Source organism: Telluria sp. ZT3P25 (assembly GCF_059685895.1).
In genome coordinates this window covers 4,097,790-4,114,667 of record NZ_JCASIJ010000001.1, presented here as the reverse complement: position 1 = coordinate 4,114,667, position 16,878 = coordinate 4,097,790, and the positions used below count along the sequence as shown (strand labels likewise).

Annotated in this window: 18 protein-coding genes; 11 read left to right on the top strand and 7 right to left on the bottom strand. The window is 64.2% G+C overall.

The genetic code is table 11. The annotated features are described in order from the left end of the window. The first annotated feature begins 14 nt into the window (after positions 1-14). The gene (locus tag AC56LY_RS18270; RefSeq protein ID WP_499581813.1) at positions 15-1,337 is read left to right on the top strand and encodes a hypothetical protein; all 1,323 of its coding nucleotides are present in this window, start codon (positions 15-17) and stop codon (positions 1,335-1,337) included. Positions 1,338-1,439: 102 nt separating this feature from the next. Here the strand turns inward: AC56LY_RS18270 and AC56LY_RS18265 are convergent, their stop codons facing one another. The 3 genes from AC56LY_RS18265 to AC56LY_RS18255 are packed head-to-tail and all read right to left on the bottom strand — an operon-like array spanning position 1,440 to position 3,162. After that, positions 1,440-2,009 (bottom strand): YceI family protein, encoded by a 570-nt coding sequence (locus AC56LY_RS18265; RefSeq protein WP_258835932.1) that lies wholly within the window; start codon positions 2,007-2,009, stop codon positions 1,440-1,442. Positions 2,010-2,044: 35 nt separating this feature from the next. Continuing rightward, positions 2,045-2,617, bottom strand: coding sequence for a YceI family protein (locus AC56LY_RS18260; protein ID WP_499581811.1), 573 nt, complete (start codon positions 2,615-2,617; stop codon positions 2,045-2,047). Further along, complete coding sequence (locus AC56LY_RS18255; RefSeq protein ID WP_499581809.1) at positions 2,614-3,162, bottom strand: cytochrome b; 549 nt, start codon at positions 3,160-3,162, stop codon at positions 2,614-2,616. Before AC56LY_RS18255 ends, AC56LY_RS18260 begins: the two co-directional genes overlap by 4 nt. A gap of 217 nt (positions 3,163-3,379) precedes the next feature. Here AC56LY_RS18255 and AC56LY_RS18250 point away from each other — a divergent pair, with 217 nt between their 5' ends. Beyond that, positions 3,380-5,293: a TOL_0244 family TonB-dependent receptor gene (locus AC56LY_RS18250; protein WP_499581807.1), complete on the top strand. Its 1,914-nt coding sequence runs from the start codon at positions 3,380-3,382 to the stop codon at positions 5,291-5,293. Positions 5,294-5,390: 97 nt separating this feature from the next. On the opposite strand, the gene purB is transcribed toward AC56LY_RS18250, so the two are convergent. Continuing rightward, positions 5,391-6,770 (bottom strand): adenylosuccinate lyase, encoded by a 1,380-nt coding sequence (gene purB / locus AC56LY_RS18245; RefSeq protein ID WP_499581805.1) that lies wholly within the window; start codon positions 6,768-6,770, stop codon positions 5,391-5,393. A gap of 157 nt (positions 6,771-6,927) precedes the next feature. Between purB and AC56LY_RS18240 the strand changes: the two genes are divergently transcribed. Next, positions 6,928-7,545 (top strand): glutathione S-transferase N-terminal domain-containing protein, encoded by a 618-nt coding sequence (locus AC56LY_RS18240; protein WP_499581803.1) that lies wholly within the window; start codon positions 6,928-6,930, stop codon positions 7,543-7,545. Next, positions 7,542-8,477, top strand: coding sequence for a PfkB family carbohydrate kinase (locus tag AC56LY_RS18235; protein WP_499581802.1), 936 nt, complete (start codon positions 7,542-7,544; stop codon positions 8,475-8,477). The genes AC56LY_RS18240 and AC56LY_RS18235 overlap by 4 nt, the downstream gene beginning before the upstream one ends. Positions 8,478-8,533: 56 nt before the next feature. On the opposite strand, the gene bfr is transcribed toward AC56LY_RS18235, so the two are convergent. Beyond that, entirely contained in the window at positions 8,534-9,004 is a 471-nt protein-coding gene (gene bfr / locus AC56LY_RS18230; RefSeq protein WP_183556014.1) for a bacterioferritin, read from the bottom strand. A 250-nt stretch (positions 9,005-9,254) separates the two neighbouring features. Further along, on the bottom strand, positions 9,255-9,464 hold the full coding sequence (locus AC56LY_RS18225) for a (2Fe-2S)-binding protein (RefSeq protein ID WP_343026369.1): 210 nt from the start codon (positions 9,462-9,464) through the stop codon (positions 9,255-9,257). 248 nt (positions 9,465-9,712) lie between these two features. Between AC56LY_RS18225 and AC56LY_RS18220 the strand changes: the two genes are divergently transcribed. From AC56LY_RS18220 to AC56LY_RS18195, 6 genes are all read left to right on the top strand, one after another. Then, positions 9,713-9,967 carry a FeoA family protein gene (locus AC56LY_RS18220; RefSeq protein WP_183556016.1) on the top strand — a complete coding sequence of 85 codons (255 nt, stop codon included), beginning with the start codon at positions 9,713-9,715 and terminating at the stop codon, positions 9,965-9,967. Positions 9,968-9,971: 4 nt separating this feature from the next. Further along, on the top strand, positions 9,972-11,852 hold the full coding sequence (feoB, locus tag AC56LY_RS18215; RefSeq protein ID WP_499581799.1) for a ferrous iron transporter B: 1,881 nt from the start codon (positions 9,972-9,974) through the stop codon (positions 11,850-11,852). Between the two features lie 2 nt (positions 11,853-11,854). Continuing rightward, positions 11,855-12,115 (top strand): DUF6587 family protein, encoded by a 261-nt coding sequence (locus AC56LY_RS18210; RefSeq protein ID WP_499581797.1) that lies wholly within the window; start codon positions 11,855-11,857, stop codon positions 12,113-12,115. A 76-nt stretch (positions 12,116-12,191) separates the two neighbouring features. Beyond that, entirely contained in the window at positions 12,192-12,872 is a 681-nt protein-coding gene (locus tag AC56LY_RS18205; RefSeq protein ID WP_499581796.1) for a glutathione S-transferase, read from the top strand. Between the two features lie 89 nt (positions 12,873-12,961). Beyond that, a complete protein-coding gene (locus tag AC56LY_RS18200; protein WP_499581794.1) occupies positions 12,962-13,744 on the top strand; it encodes a 5'-3' exonuclease in 783 nt (260 codons plus the stop codon). A gap of 33 nt (positions 13,745-13,777) precedes the next feature. After that, positions 13,778-14,176 (top strand): ANTAR domain-containing response regulator, encoded by a 399-nt coding sequence (locus AC56LY_RS18195; protein WP_499581792.1) that lies wholly within the window; start codon positions 13,778-13,780, stop codon positions 14,174-14,176. A 6-nt stretch (positions 14,177-14,182) separates the two neighbouring features. Here the strand turns inward: AC56LY_RS18195 and AC56LY_RS18190 are convergent, their stop codons facing one another. Further along, on the bottom strand, positions 14,183-14,929 hold the full coding sequence (locus AC56LY_RS18190) for a GAF domain-containing protein (RefSeq protein WP_499581790.1): 747 nt from the start codon (positions 14,927-14,929) through the stop codon (positions 14,183-14,185). A 167-nt stretch (positions 14,930-15,096) separates the two neighbouring features. Between AC56LY_RS18190 and AC56LY_RS18185 the strand changes: the two genes are divergently transcribed. Beyond that, a complete protein-coding gene (locus AC56LY_RS18185; protein ID WP_499581789.1) occupies positions 15,097-16,875 on the top strand; it encodes a sensor domain-containing phosphodiesterase in 1,779 nt (592 codons plus the stop codon). Positions 16,876-16,878 lie beyond the last annotated feature (3 nt).

Here is a 16,878-nt window from a genome sequence, read left to right as displayed (position 1 = left end):
GCAAAGGATTCATCATGAGCAGCTTCGATACCAACCGCACCACGGATAACCAGCGCATGGTCACTGGCCTGTTCCATGACCGCGCCAGCGCCGAGCGTGCGTATGGCACCGTGTCCGAGCGCGGCTACAACCGCGATGACGTCAACCTGATGATGTCCGATTCCACCCGTCAGACCCACTTTGCCGACACGGACACCGAACTGGGCACCAAGGCAGCTGAAGGCGCGGGCATTGGCGCCGGCATCGGCGGCACCATCGGCGCCGTGCTGGCCGGTATCGCAGCAGTGGGCACCACGCTGGTGCTGCCAGGCCTGGGCCTGGTCGTTGCCGGTCCTCTGGCAGCGGCGCTGGCCGGCGCTGGCGCGGGTGGTATCACCGGTGGCCTGATTGGCGCGCTGATCGGCGCCGGCATCCCTGAAGAACGCGCACAGCACTATGAAGAAGGCATCAAGGGCGGCGGCATCCTGCTGGGCGTGAATGCACGTTCGGACGAAGATGCAGCGCACATCCACAAATCGTGGACCGAACAGGGCGGTTCGCACGTGCTGGGCGCTGGCCTGGGCGTGGCAGGCGGCGCGGCACTGGGCGCGACCGTCGGCACCGTTGCTGGTCCGATCGGCATGGCAGCAGGCGCGGTTGTCGGCGGCATCGCTGGCGGCATCGCTGGCCAGGGCGCAGCTGAAGTGGTCAATCCAAAAGCCAATGACGACCTGTCCGAGCACCATCTGGCCAAGGGCGTGGGCGCAGGTTCGGGCGCAGCAGCAGGCGCACTGGTCGGTGCAGTCGGCGGTCCGATCGGCATGGCAGCAGGCGCTGTCGTCGGCGGCCTGGCAGGCGGCGCAGCCGGCCGTGGCGCGGGCGAAGTCGTCAATCCAAAAGCGACCGACGAACTGAGCGACCATAACCTGGCGCAAGGCGTCGGTGCTGGCGGCGGCGCGACGGTTGGCGCAGTCATCGGCGCGGCAGCCGGCCCACTGGGCGTGGCGGCAGGCGCGGCGATCGGCGGCATGGTCGGCGGCGCAGCAGGCAAGGGCGTGGGCCATGTGGTCAATCCGAAGGCCGAGAATGACTACTGGCGCAACGAGTACCAGACCCAGCCTTACTACACGCCAGGCTACACCTACGACGACTACGAGCCGGCCTACGCACTGGGCTACAACAACTACGACAAGTACGAAGGCGGCTACGATGCCAACGAAGGTCGTCTGTCGACCGAGTGGGACCGCTCGAAAGGCAATTCGCGCCTGAGCTGGGACCAGGCCAAGTCGGCCACCCGCGCCGGCTGGCACCGTGTCGAGCGCGCGATCCCGGGCGACTTCGACCGTGATGGCCGTTAATTTGCACTGAGCAGCACTGAGCTGCACTGATTCGTCAGCGCGCTGATCAAAAAAAATCCCCGCCGGTGCGAACCGGCGGGGATTTTTCATGGTCGAACCAGATTACTTTTTGACTGCTTCAACCTGGATTGCCAGCTTCACTTCCGGCGAGAAGTTCGGCAGGCCGAAGCTGATGCCGAAGTCGTCGCGCTTGAAGGTGCCGGTCACGTCCGCGCCGCATGCTTCTTTCTTGAGCATCGGGTGCATGATGCACTTGAACTTGTTGATCTGCAGGGTCAGTGGCTTGGTCACGCCGTGCAGGGTCAGTTCGCCGTCGACCGAGGTCGGCACGTCGCCCGTGAACTTGATCGCCTTCGACTTGAAGGTCGCGGTCGGGTACTTGGCAGCGTCGAAGATGTCAGGCTTTTTCGCGTGCTCGTTCATCTTTTCGTGGCCGAAATCGATGCTGTTGATGTCGACGGTGATGTCCAGCGAGCCGGTCTTGGCTTCGCGGTCGATGGTGACGCTGCCGCTCGACTTGTTGAACTTGCCGCGCCATACCGACAGACCCATGTGGTCAGCTTCGAAGCTCGGGTAGGTGTGGTTCGGCTCGATGTCGTACGTGACTGGCGCGGCGAAGGCCGAGGTGGCGGCAAAGGCAGCGGCGGCTGCGATCAGGTGCTTGATGTTCATGGGTGCGATTCCTCTAGATGTGGTGGTAGGACAGTTTATTTTGCTGTACTGGCTGGTGCTGCGGTAACGCGAAACTTGATGACAACTTCATCGGCGACCATGCTCGTGTCTTTCCACTCGCCTTCGCCGATATTGAACGCCAGACGCTTGATTGGCAACTGGCCTTCGAACACGGTTTTTGCACCGGCAGCCTTGACCGTCAGCGGGAACGTGACGTTGGCGCTTTTACCCTTGAGGGTCAGCTTGCCCGACACGGTCAGCTTGCCGGCGCCGGCCGGTGCGATGCTGGTCGAGACAAAAGTGGCCTTCGGAAACTGCGCCGAATTGAACCATTCTTTCTTGGCCACTTCCTTGTTGTACATGGCGTCGCCGATATCGAAGCTGGCCGTCGTGATCTCGACGCTGGCGCTGGCCGCCGCCGGCTTGGCGGCGTCGTAATCGATCTGCGCCGCGAACGTGCGAAACGGTGCTTCCACCGGCACGTTCATCTGCTTGAAGACAGCCGAAACACCGCTGGCCGCCAGGTCGGTCTTGAGTGGCGCGGCCTGCACGGCAGCGACGCTGCCGGCAACCAGGCTCGCCAGCAGCAGGGCCTTGATGACATTCATGATTTTTCCTTCGGGGTAGGGATGGGGAGCATGCGCTGCATGATGCCGTCGCGGTCGATGAGCAGGTGCTTGAGCGCGGCGAGCACGTGCAATGCGACCAAGCCGGCCAGCAGCATATTGAGCCAGTAATGCAGGCCGCGCAGCGTCTCGCGCAGCACCGGGTCGGGGCCGATCAGCACCGGCAGCGGGAACTTGCTGAAATAGACGACCGGATAGCCGGCCGCCAGGCTGAAGAAATAGCCGGACAGCGGCACGGCGAATATCAGCACGTAGAGGGTCAGATGCAGACCGTGGGCGGCGCCATGCTGCCAGCGCGGCAGCCCCACAGGGTAGGCGGGCGGCTTGTTGAACAGGCGCCACAGCAGGCGCAGCGCGGCCAACGCCAGGATCGTCACGCCGGCCCATTTGTGCCAGCTCGTGTAGCGCAGCTTGGCCATGCTGATGCCCTGGATGTCGGTCATCACGAGGCCCAGCGTAAAGGTACCGATGATCGCAATGGCCATCAGCCAGTGCAGCACGATTGCAGGAATCGAATAGCGGCGCATTTTTCTTATAAGTAATTAGTACGGGGTAGAACTAACTCACTATAGCAAAAAAGGTCGTCATGGTGTTGACACGCTTTTCCATGACCAACAAGCCACACCGGATTGCAAAAGATACACCAGCGCGTTCTGCCGAATGTAATATCTGGTTATGAGCCCATTCATACCCCGCAGACCGTCTGCCGCCGGCCCCCGTGCAGCCGCTGTCTGGGTTGCTCTCGTGTGCGCCGCGCCGGTCGTGGCGGCCGCACATGGTCAGACAAATCCTGTCGACCTGGCCGATCTGGCCAACCTGTCGATCGAAGAACTGGCCAATATCCAGGTGACGTCGGTCTCGAAGCGCCCCGAGCGCCTGCAGGATGCGTCCGCGGCGGTCTTCGTGATCACTGCCGACGATATCCGCAGCTCCGGTGCCGATTCGCTGCCCGAGGTGCTGCGCCTTGCGCCCAATCTGCATGTGGCACGTATCAACGGCTACGCCTATTCGATCAGCGCGCGCGGCATGAATAGCGGGCCCAGTGTTCTGTCCAACAAGATCCTGGTGCTGATCGACGGCCGCTCGGTGTACACGCCGCTGTTTTCGGGCGTGTTCTGGGATGCGCAGGACGTGCTGCTCGAAGACATCGCGCGCATCGAAGTGGTCAGCGGGCCGGGCGGCGTGATGTGGGGCCTGAACGCCGTCAGTGGCGTCATCAACATCAGCACCCGCTCGGCCTTCGATACGCAGGGCGGCATGGTGGCGCTGCACAGCGCCAGCGACGGCGTGGCCGGCGCCGCGTTTCGCCAGGGCGGTACGAGCGATGGCGGCGTGGCCTGGCGCGCGTATGGCAAGGTCACGCGGCGCAGCGACAGCGAGCGCATTGGCGACGGGCGCATCGACGACGGCTACCGACGCGCGCTGGTGGGTGTGCGCGCCGACTGGGACCAAGGGGCCGATGCCTTCTCGGTCATCGGCAATGTCATCCGCGGACGCCTCGATCAGCCGGCGCCGGGCGAGCTGGCCACGCCGTTCGGCCCGGCCACATTCGGCCGCGTGCGCTCGGACGGCGCCAATCTGCTGGCGCGCTGGCAGCGCACGCTCGACGCGGGCGCCAGCGTGTCGCTGCAAGCCTATCTCGATCACACGGTGCGCGAATCGCCGCCGCTGTTTGCCGAGCGCCTCACGACCGCCGACGTGCAGTTCCAGCACACGCTGGCCACCAAAGGCCGCCACGACCTGGTGTGGGGCGCCAACTACCGCAGCACGCGTGACCGCGTCACCAACAGCCCCTGGGTCGCGTTCCTGCCGGCGCGCAAACTGCTGCGCTGGGGCAGCGTGTTCGTGCAGGACGACATCCTGCTGAACGACGACTGGCGCCTGACGCTGGGCAGCCGCGTCGAATACAACCATTACACCGGCATCGAATGGCTGCCGAGCGCGCGCCTGTCGTGGCGCCTCTCGCCCCAGCACGCGCTGTGGGCATCGGCCGCGCGCACGGTGCGCTCGCCCGCGCGGCTGGACGTCGATGCCTGGGTGCCCGGCCAGGCGCCGTTCATCCTGCGCGGCGGGCCGCAAGTGCGCAGCGAAGTGGCGCGCGTGCTCGAACTGGGCTACCGCGGCCAGCCGGCGGCGGGGCTGTCGTACACGGTCGTGCTGTACCACCACGACTACGACCACCTGCGCGGGCAGCAGATCGACCCGACCTTCAGTTACGTCGAGTTTGCCAGTTTGCTGGAAGGCAGCGCCAGCGGCATCGAAACGTGGGGCAACTGGCAGGCGATGCCGCGCTGGCGTTTGTCGGCCGGCTGGACGGCGCTGCATCAGCGCCTGCGCCTCAAACCGGGCGGCAACGACGTGATGGGTGTGGCTTCGGCGCGACGCGATCCGTCGCATACGCTGCAACTCCGGTCGCACTACAACATCGACGATGCGCGCGAAATCGACGTCACGCTGCGTCGCACCGGCGAGATGCCGGCATCGCGCATTGCTTCGTCGACGGCGCTCGATGCGCGCTTCGGCTGGCGTTTGCGGCCGGGCCTGGCCTTGTCGGTGTACGGCGAGAATCTGAATGGGGGGCACGCGGAATTCGGCTCGACCACCTATTGGGCAGAGTTCGAGCGGCGTGTGGGGGTGAAGCTCAGGTGGGATTACTGACGCGCCGGGGCCGGCGCGTCATGGATGCAGATGTCGATGTAGAAGCAGACGCGGATGTCGCGCACGATGCCGCCGTGTGGCGGCATCGTGCGCGACATCAGATCTCTGCCGCCAGCTTGGCGGCCAGTCCGATGTAGTTTGCCGGCGTCATCGCCAGCATCAGGTCTTTCGCTTCCTGTGGCACGGCCAGCGTGCCGATGAATTCACGCAGTGCGTCGCGGGTGATGCCCTTGCCGCGCGTGAGTTCCTTGAGCTGCTCGTACGGGTTCTCGATGCCGTAGCGGCGCATCACGGTCTGCACCGGCTCGGCCAGCACTTCCCAGTTTGCGTCCAGGTCCTGCTCCAGGCGCGCCGCGTTCACTTCCAGCTTGTTCAGGCCGCGCAGGCAGCTGTCGTAGGCCAGCAGCGTGTAGCCGAAGCCCACGCCGATATTGCGCAGCACCGTCGAATCGGTCAGGTCGCGCTGCATGCGCGAGACCGGCAGCTTGTCGGCCATGTGGCGCAGCAGCGCGTTGGCCAGACCCAGGTTGCCTTCCGAGTTTTCGAAGTCGATCGGGTTGACCTTGTGCGGCATGGTCGACGAACCGATTTCGCCAGCCTTCAGCTTCTGCTTGAAGTAGCCCAGCGAGACGTAGGTCCAGATGTCGCGGTTCAGGTCGAGCAGGATCGTGTTGGCGCGCGCGAACGCGTCGAACATCTCGGCCATGTAGTCGTGCGGCTCGATCTGGATCGTGTACGGGTTGAAGCTCAAACCCAGGCGCGTCTCGATGACGTCCTTCGAGAACGCCGGCCAGTCGAAGCCCGGATAGGCCGACAGGTGCGCGTTGTAATTGCCGACCGCGCCGTTCATCTTGCCCAGGATCTCGACATCGGCGATGCGCTTGATGGCGCGCTGCAGGCGGGCGACGACGTTGGCCATCTCCTTGCCCAGCGTGGTCGGGCTGGCCGTCTGGCCGTGGGTGCGCGAGAGCATCGGCAGCGCCGCATTGGTGTGCGCGATCTCGGTCAATTTGGCGATGATCGCCTGCAGTGCCGGCAGCATCACGCCATCGCGCGCCGCTTTGAGCATCATGCCGTGCGACGTGTTGTTGATGTCTTCCGAGGTGCAGGCGAAGTGGATGAATTCACTGGCCGCGACCAGCTCCGGCACGTCCTTGACCTGCTCCTTGAGCCAGTACTCGACTGCCTTGACGTCATGGTTGGTGACCGCTTCGATTTCCTTGATGCGGGCTGCATCTTTCTCGCCAAAGTTGGCCGCCATGCCGTCGAGGTGAGCGATCGCTTCGTTCGAGAATGGCTTGATCTCGGCGAAGCCGGCCTGTGACAGCGCCTGCAGCCACGCGATTTCCACCTTCACGCGGTGGTGCATGAAACCCGTTTCCGACAGGATGGGACGCAGCTTGTCGGTTTTGGTGGCATAACGGCCATCGAGCGGGGACAGGGCCGACAGGGTCGGCGACAGAGCAGTAGAGGTCATGGCGGGCGTGTCGGTCAAAAACGCGGATTTTACCACTGGCCGGCCGTCCACCTCTTGCCGATGCTGCGATGTTGCAGCGCACCGTAGCGGTGGCGCTGCAGGTTTTGCGGCTAGGCCCGATGCTATACTGAAGGTCGATTTCCACTTGCGTACATCCATGAAACTCATCGGTTCCATTGCCAGCCCCTACGTGCGCAAGGTGCGCGTCGTGCTGGCCGAAAAAAAGCTCGACTGCGCCTTCATTCTCGAAGACGTCTGGTCGGTCGATACCACCATCGCGCAGACCAACCCGCTGGGCAAGGTGCCTTGCCTGCTGATGGATGACGGCAGCGCCCTGTACGATTCGCGCGTGATCGCCGAATACCTCGATACGCTCACCCCGGTCTGCAAGCTGCTGCCGCCGAACGGGCGCGAACGGGCCGAGGTCAAGGTCTGGGAAGCGCTGGCCGATGGCGTGCTCGATGCGGCCGTGCTGGTGCGCCTTGAAAAAACGCTGCGGCCCCAAGCGCAGCAAAGTCCCGAATGGATCGCCCGCCAGATGGGCAAGGTGAATACCGGTCTGCGCGTGATGTCCGAGCGCCTGGGCGAGGGCGCCTTCTGCCGCAGCAACCAGTACACGCTGGCCGACGTCGCCGTGGGCTGCGCGCTGGGCTGGCTTGCCTTCCGCTTCCCCGAGATCGACTGGCGCGGCGATTACCCTAACCTGGCGCGCCTGTTCGACAAACTGTCCGAGCGCCAGTCGTTCAAGGACACCGTGCCGGTCGTCGCCGCATGATGGACAACAACCTGTCCACGACAGTCATCTTCGGCGAAGCGCTCGTCGACGACTTCAACAACGAGCAGATCGTCGGCGGTGCGCCGTTCAATGTGGCGCGCCACCTGTCCGCCTTCATGGCGCCGTGCCTGGCGATCACGCGTATCGGCGACGATCGCAGCGGCCAGCTGGTGCGCGCCGAATTCGAGCGCTTCGCGATGAGCGATGCCGGCCTGCAGGTCGATCCGATCGAAGAGACCGGCCGCGTGCTGGTCGAGCGCGGCCCGCGCGGCCACCGCTTCACGATCCTGCCGCACCAGGCCTATGACTTCATCGACGCCGCCACCGCCGGTGCTGCGCTGGCGAACGTGCAGCCGGCCATGGTCTATTTCGGCATGCTGGCCCAGCGCAATGCGCAGTCGCGCGCCGCCTTGACGGCGGTGCTGGCGGCAAGCAGTGCGCCACGCCTTCTCGACCTGAACCTGCGCGACGGCCAGTACGACGAGCGCGGCGTGACCCGTTCGCTGGAGGCAGCCAATATCGTCAAGGTCAACGAAGAAGAATTGCAGGCGCTGTTCGGCTGGCACTTCCAGATCAAGCCCGACGCCCCGGCACTGTCGGCCGATGAAGTGCGCGCGTCGTGCCAGGCCTTGCTGACCATGTTTGCGCTCGACGCGCTGATCGTTACGCTTGGCCACCGCGGTTCGGTGTACTTCGGCAGCGACGGCAGCGTGGTCACGCATCACGACACGCCGGCGCCGCCGTTCGTCATCGCCACGGTCGGGGCGGGCGACGCCTTTTCGGCCATCTTCCTGCTCGGTAAAGCGCGCGGCTGGGCGCTGGACCTCACGCTCGCGCGCGCGAACGAATTCGCCGGTGCCATCTGCGCGATGCCGGGGGCGGTGCCAAAGGATATGGGGTTTTACGACAAGTGGATGACGCGCTGGCGCTGAGGATGCGCTAGTGCCTGAAGCGCCGGACTCCCGGGCGGGAGTCCGGCCGGCAAAGCTTACTCGCCGATCTGGGTCTGCAGGTAGTTCTGGATACCGATCTTGACGATCAGGTCCAGCTGCGTTTCGAGCCACTCGATGTGCTCTTCGGTGTCTTCGAGGATCATCAACAGCAGGTCGCGCGACACGTAATCGGCCGCCGCTTCGCAGGCGCCGATGCCTTCCTTGACCGTCACGTGCGCGGCACGTTCGAGTTTCAGATCGCATTCGAGCGTTTCCTGCGTCGATTCACCAATCATCAGCTTGTGCAGCGCCTGCAGGTTCGGCAGCGCGTCGAGCATCAAGATGCGTTCGATCAGCTTGTCGGCGTGCTTCATTTCGCCGATCGACTCGTCGTATTCTTTCTTCGCCAGCTTGTCCAGGCCCCAGTGGCGATACATGCGCGCGTGCAGGAAGTACTGGTTAATCGCGGTCAGCTCATTGGTCAGCTGTGCGTTCAGCAGACGGATGACGTTTGGATCGCCTTTCATGGGGTGCCCTCGGTAGTGTTTTGAATGACCTCCATGATAGCAAACAGAGAGCCATTAAAACGCTAGAAATTGCGCGAAAATGGGTAAAAAAGCGCATTAAATAACGCGAAATGTGCCATTTTTGCGCGTAATAGCAACCGTTCTCAGTTCACTGTGCGAACGGTTCTCACTACCCGGTCACACCGTCACCAGCGACGAAAAAAAGCCCCGCACAGTTGCGAGGCCGGCACTACTGGAAAGCAGGGAAGGCTCAGGCAGCCTGCGGCAGGCGGCGCACTTCGGTGACGGTGGTCTTGCTATCGATGTGCTCGTGCAGCACCTGGCGTGCATAGCTGACGCACGTGCCGCACATGGTGCCGACGCCCAGTTCCTTGCGCAGTTCGGCCATCGACGAGATGCCCAGTTCAGCGGCCTGGCGGATTTCACGGTCGGAGATGTTGTTGCAGACACAGACGATCATTGGAGCAACCCTTTTGAAACAACCATTGCAGTTTAGTCTATAAAATGCGAATCATTCTCATTTGCGTTGCTATTTTCTGTAAACTCGACCGTGAACGCAAGCGAAATTTTCGGTTGATGCACACTTTTTTTGGACTTGACCGTCTGGCAATGACAAGCTGCAAATAGAAATAATTCCTATTTAGGTTTATGATACCGGGATCGTTCCAGTCGCTGTCTCATACGCGCAACAATTTTTCGGAAGCCGCCATGACCCACGCCGCATTGCCAACCCTCGACTCGCTCAAGACGGGCCAGAGCGCCACCGTTGTCCATCTTGCGTCCGGTGCGCAGGAGGGCGGCATCGACGTCCAGCGCCGCCTGATGGAGCTGGGCTTCGTGCCGGGCGAGCGCATTCGCGTGCTCAAGCGCGTGATGGGCGGTCCGCTGGCCGTCAAGGTCGGCGAATCCACATTCGCGCTGCGCCGCTTCGAAGCCGCTCTCGTCTCGATCCAGGCGGACTAGTCGCATGGGAGTCATGGAATCGCACGTCGCGTCACGCACGCCACTGGTCGCACTGCTGGGCAATCCCAACTGCGGCAAGACAGCGCTCTTCAACCGCCTGACCGGCGCGCGCCAGAAGGTCGCCAACTACGCCGGCGTCACGATCGAACGCAAGGAGGGCAGCTTCACGTCGCCCGCCGGGCGCGCGTTTCGCGTGCTCGACCTGCCGGGCGCCTACAGCCTGAATGCGCAGACGCCCGACGAAGGCATCACGCGCGACGTGGTGGCCGGCCTGCGCGCCGGTGAAGTCGCGCCGGACGCCATCCTGTGCGTCGTCAACGCCACCAACCTGCGCCTGAACCTGCGCCTGGTGCTCGAGCTGCGCCGTCTGGGCCTGCCGATGGTGCTGGCACTGAACATGGTCGACGTCGCCAAAAAGCGCGGCATCGAGATCGATACCGCCAAGCTGTCGCAAGAGCTGGGCATGCCCGTCGTCGAGACGGTGGCGATCCAGTCCGGCGGCGAAAAAGCCTTGCTGTCCCAGCTCGACGCGATGCCGTTTGGCGTACCGGTGACGCCCAAGCCGCTGTCGGCGATCGACGAAGTATCGGTGGAAGACACCCAGCGCGAAGTGCGCCGCATCCTGTCCGTCGCCGTGTCGTCGGTCAAGGACACCGGCAACCTGAGCGAAAAGATCGACAGCGTCGTGCTGCACCCGATCGCCGGTCCGGTCATCCTGGCACTGTTGATGTTCGTGATTTTCCAGGCCGTGTTCAGCTGGGGCGACGCACCGATCGAACTGATCGAAGCGGGCATGGGCGCCTTCGGCCAGATGGTCGGTTCATGGATCGGCGAGGGCATGCTGCACAGTCTCATCGTCGACGGCATCATTGCCGGCGTGGGCAGCGTGCTGGTGTTCCTGCCGCAGATTCTGATCCTGTTCTTCTTCATCCTGCTGCTGGAAGACGTCGGCTACCTGCCGCGCGCGGCCTTCCTGCTCGACCGCATCATGGGCAGCGTGGGCCTGTCGGGCCGCTCGTTCCTGCCGCTGTTGTCGTCGTTTGCCTGCGCCATCCCGGGTGTGATGGCCGCGCGCACGATCCAGAATCCACGCGACCGCCTGGTGACGATCATGATCGCGCCATTGATGACGTGTTCGGCGCGCCTGCCAGTGTATGCGCTCCTGATCGCCGCATTCATTCCCGACCGTGTCGTGGGCGGCTTCATGAACCTGCAGGGCATCGTGCTGTTCGTGCTGTACCTGGCCGGCATCCTCTCGGCGATGGCGGTGGCCTGGTTCATGAAGCGCCGCAACGGCTACAAGCAGCACGCGCTGATGCTCGAACTGCCGGCCTATCACTGGCCGCATCCGCGCGGCCTGGCCTCGGGCCTGCTTGAACGCGCCAAGATCTTCCTGATGCGCGTCGGTACCTTGATCCTGGCCATGATGGTCCTGCTCTGGCTGTTCTCGAGCTTCCCGGGCGCACCGGAAGGCGCGACCCATCCGCCGATCTACTACAGTGTGGCGGGCATGATCGGCCGCGCACTCGAAGTCGTGCTGGCACCAATCGGCTTCAACTGGCAGATCGCCATCGCGCTGGTGCCGGGCATGGCCGCGCGTGAAGTGGCGGTCGGCGCGCTGGGCACCGTGTACGCGCTGTCAGGTGGCGATGAAGTGGGCAATACGCTGGCGCCGCTGATCGCCCAATCGTGGTCGCTGGCCACCGGCCTGTCGCTGCTGGCCTGGTATGTCTACGCGCCGCACTGCCTGCCGACGCTGGCCACCGTGGCGCGCGAAACGGGCAGCCGCAAATATGCCTGGATCATGGCCGGCTACATGTTCGCGCTGGCCTACGTGGCGGCGTTCATCGTCTACCGCGTCACGCTGGCCTTCACCGGAGCCTAACCATGCAAGAACTGACCGTCATCGTCATCGTCACTGTCGCCGCGCTGTACCTGGGCGCGAAGTACCTGCCGGCACCGCTGCGCGCACGCGCGGTGCTGCTGCTGACAAGAGGCGGGCGCCAGTCCGCGCTGGCGCGCTGGCTCGACACCAGCAGCGGCGGCGCCTGCGGTGGCGGCAGCTGCGGCAGCTGCGCCCCGAAAGCCGCGGCGCCGGCGCCGCAGGGCGCGGGCAAGCACCGCGTCATCAAGCTGCACCAGCGCTAGCGCTAGCGCTAGCGGGCTGCAGGTGCGTGGCCAACGGTGCTAAGCTGGCCGCCATCTCCACTTTCCTGTCCACGCCATGATCGTCGTCCACCACCTGAACAATTCGCGCTCGCAGCGCATCCTCTGGCTGCTCGAAGAACTCGGACTTGAGTACGAGATCAAGCGCTACGAGCGCGATCCCAAGACGATGCTGGCTCCGCCCGAACTGAAGGCCGTGCACCCGCTGGGCAAGTCGCCCGTGATCACCGATGGCGAGCTCGTGGTGGCCGAATCGGGCGCCATCGTCGAATACCTGACCGCGCGCGCCTCCGACACGGATGCCCCGCGCCTGGTGCCTGCCGCCCGCACGCCGGCGCGCCTGCGCTACACGCACTTTCTGCACTTTGCCGAAGGCTCGATGATGTCGCCGCTGCTGCTCAAGCTCGTGTTCGACAAGATCGAAAGCACGCCGATGCCGTTCTTTGCCAAGCCGATCGCGCGCGGCATCGCGCACAAGGTCAAGGGCACCTTCGTGCTGCCGCAGATTGCGCTGCAGCTGGGTTACCTCGAAGCCGAACTGGGCAAGCACCCGTGGTTCGCCGGCGAAGAGTTCAGCGCCGCCGACATCCAGATGAGCTTCCCGCTCGAAGCAGCTGCCTCGCGTGGCGGGCTCGATGCCAAGTACCCGAACCTGACCGATTTCCTGGCCCGCATCCATGCGCGCCCGGCCTACCGGCGCGCGCTCGAGCGCGGTGGCGAGTACGCGTACGCGAAGTAGGGCCAGTCCCCACCACGGTCGCTACCTTCCCGCGACCGTGCAACCGGTTTATGATGGGCGCCATCCACGGCTCTTCATACCCATACCCCATGCCCAACCCGGCAAAGCTGCTCGCGATCGACGGCCTGAACATCGTACGCCGCGTCTACGAAGCCAGCCCCGAACCCGATTCCGACCTGAAAGCCAGCATCGCGCTGCGCCACGCCTTCTCGTCGTTTCGACACGTGCTCGAGGCGCATGCGCCGACCCACGTGCTGGCCGCGTTTGATCATAGCGGGCCGACCTGGCGCCATGCGCTGTATCCGCGCTACCGCGAGGGCCGGGCGGCGATGCCGTCCGAACTGCGCGCGGCGCTGCCCGAATTTCACGACCGCCTGCGCGCGGCCGGCGTGCATGTGTTGATGGTGCCCGACGTCGAAGCCGACGATGTGATCGCTACCGGCGTGATGCGCTGGCTGTCCGAAGGCCGCGGCGAAGCGGTCGTGGCCACCACTGACAAGGACCTGCATCCTTTGATCGCGCATGGCGCGCTGGTGTGGGATCATTTCAAGAACGAGTGGCATGACGACGCCTGGGTGCGTGCGCGCTTTGGCGTGGCGCCCGAGCAACTGCACGATCTGCTGGCGCTGATGGGCGACCCGACCGACGGCGTGCCGGGCGTGTCGAAGATCGGCATGAAAACGGCAGCGCGCCTGCTGGGTGCGTATGGCAATCTCGAGGCCGTGATGGCCGGCGCCGGCATCCTCAAGACGCCACTCGGTGAGAGACTGCGCGCCGAGCGTGAGATACTGGAGATGTCACGCTGCCTGGTCTCGCTGAAACTGGACGTGCGTCTTGGCGTGACATGGAAGACACTGGCGTACGAAGGCTGATTTGTTCAGCGAACTGACAAGGAATGTGAAGCTATGCTCAAGGCGGTCATCGTGGATGCAAATGCAGTCTCGCGCGCAACGCTCGGTACTGTGCTGGCCGACGGCAGTTACGACGTGGTCGGTGCCACGCACACCAGCGCGCTGGGGTTGGCACTGGCAGTCAAGCACCACCCGCACGTGATCTGCATCGCGCGCGAACAGGTCGAGGACGGCAGCGACGTGGTCGAGCAGCTGCGCGCGACGCTGCCCAAGACGCTCGTGTTCCTGGTCTCGGGCACGCTCGACGCCGCGGCGGTCCAGAGCGCGCTGGCGCGGGGCGTGCATGGTTTCATCGTCAAGCCGTTCAAGGCCGACACTGTGCTCAAGACCATTCGTAATACCGTCATTGCCTTCGTCAAGCAGCAGCAGCAGGCGCCGGGCAAGCCGGGCTGATACAGGCTATGCGCGGCGCTGCACTTCGTCCGACGCGAGCACGGCCAGTTCACGCAGCGCGCGCATCTCGCGCTCGCGCAGGCGGCGTGGCTCGGTATCGAGCACGCACAGCGAGCCCAGCGCCATCCCGTCGGCGGTGCGTACCGGGTAGCCGGCATAAAAACGGATGAACGGCGCGCCGATGACCATCGGGTTGTCGGCAAAGCGCGGATCGGCACTGGCATCCTCGACCACGAAAGGCTCGTCCTGCATCAGCGCGTGACTGCAGAAGGCCGAGGAGCGTGTGGTCTCGCGGTTTTCCATCCCGACGCGCGACTTGCACCACTGGCGCTCTGCTGACAACAAGGTGATCAGCGCCATCGGGCAGGCCGTGGCGTGGCCGGCGAGCCAGGTCAGGCGATCGAAGGCGGCGTCATCTTCCGAATTCATCAGGCCGCTTTGCGCGAGTGCCGCCAGCCGCTGTGCCTCATTGGCCGGGACCGGGTAGTCCGGCGCCGCCGCTGGCAAGAACTCGGTCGCCAGTTCCGCAGTACCCGACGGCCTGGCTGCCTTGACCTCATCCTTTGACGCTACACGCTCGCGCACCAGGCGCATCACGGCGCTATAGCGCACACGACGATGGCCGCCCGGTGTCTTCCAGGCCGGCAAATCGCCGCTCTCCATCCATACCTGGGCCGTACTGACAGCAACACCAAGCAACTGCGCTGCTTCGCGGGTCGTCAGTATCGGATCGTTAAATTCATGTGTTTTCATGACATCGTTCGTGTGATTCGCTGCTTTTATTTTACACGAAGCAACTAAAAATGACGAATACAACGATTCGTTTGAAAATAATGATTGACCTTAAGTTTTTTATTAGCAACAATAGATTCTGTCCGTCATATTCGTCATATTTACGCGCAACGGCGCGTCGTCTTTTCATGAATCCTCCGCTCTTTCAACCGCACTGTGCGTCGCCCCAGTACGAGACTGCCCGTCTCGATGCCCTGCGTCGTCTGGAGCTGCTCGACAGCCCGCCCAGCGAAGCGTTCGATCGCATCACGCGCATGGCTGCGCAGTTATTCGGATTGCCGATTGCGGCGGTCTCGCTGACCGACGCCAACCGTCAATGGTTCAAGTCGAAGGTCGGTATTACCCACGACACGATTCCGCGGATGAGAGCGCCGTGCGCGATGGTGTCGGACGAGCGCGAGGTACTGATCGTGCCGGATCTGCTGGAAGACCCGTATTTCCGCGACAGCCCGCTGGCTGAAGGCGGGATCCGCTTCTATGCCGGCGCGCCGCTCACGACCAGCGAAGGCTTTTGCCTGGGCGCGATGTGCGTGCTCGGTACCGAGCCGCGCCAGGTCAGCCTGGCCGAGCGCCAGGCGCTGACGGACCTGGCGACCATGGTGATGGCGCAGATCGAACTGCAGCATGCGTTCGGGCGCGTCGATCCGGTCAGCGGCCTGCCGAACCGCAACCAGTTCATCATCGACTTCAACGACCTGGAACTGCATGAGCCGAATGGCGAGGTGCGTATTGCGGCCCTGATCAGCCTGGCCAGCCCGCAGGAACTGAGCGATGCCCAGCGCGTCATGGGTTCGAGCTATCTCGACGACATGGTGCGTGAAACGGTGCCGCAGCTGCGTCTGGGCGGCGCCGGCAAGATCTACCATGTGGGCAGCACGCAGTTTGCGTTCTTCGCGCCGCGCGGCCTGTCGATCGAGCCGTTCTGCGAGCAGATGCAGTCGTGGCTCGACGCGCGCGCCAGTTATGGCCAGGCGCGCCTGATCACGACGACGACGGTGGGCATTGCGCCGTTCACGGTCGGCCAGACCGAGGGCCTGGACCTGCTACGCAATATGCACAGCGCCGCGCACGATGCGCTGGCGGCCGAACGCTGCGTGCGCGTGTTCTCGTCGCATCATGACGCGATCCTGCAGCGCCGCTTCTGGCTGGTGACCGAATTCGGCGCCGCGCTCGCGAGCGAGGACGAACTGCATCTGGTGTACCAGCCGAAGGTCAGCCTGCTCGACGGCGCCTGCGTCGGCGTCGAAGCACTGCTGCGCTGGAACCATCCGACGGCCGGCGCGATCTCGCCCGGCGAATTCATGCCGGTGATCGAGACGACGTCACTGGCGCGCGCCACCACCGAGTGGGTGCTGCGCGCTGCGCTGCGCCAGATGGTCGCCTGGCGCCGGGACGGCCTGGCGTTGCAGGTGGCAGTCAATGTCTCGGCCGTGAACCTGGAAGAGCCGGATTTCTGCGACCGCGTGCTGATGGAGTTGCAGCACCACGGCCTGGCGCCATCGTGCCTGGTGATCGAGCTGACCGAAAGTGCGCTGATGCGCAATCCAAAGGTAGCGCAGGCCACGCTCGAGCGCCTCGGTCGCGCCGGCGTGCAACTGGCAATCGACGACTTCGGCACTGGCTACAGCAGCCTGTCGTACCTGCAAAGCCTGCCGGCCAACGTGGTCAAGATCGACCAGAGCTTCATGCGCAACCTGGTCCAGGACGACCGCTGCCGCTCGCTGGTGGGCACGATGATCAAGCTGTCGCACGACCTCGGTCACAAGGTCGTGGCCGAAGGCGTCGAAACGGTGGAAGTGGAAGATTTCCTGCGCCTGGCCGGTTGCGACGAGGTCCAGGGTTACCTGCACGCGCGGCCGCTTGAGCCCGGCGTGCTGGTGGAATGGCTGGCGGCGCGCCAGCCTTGATGT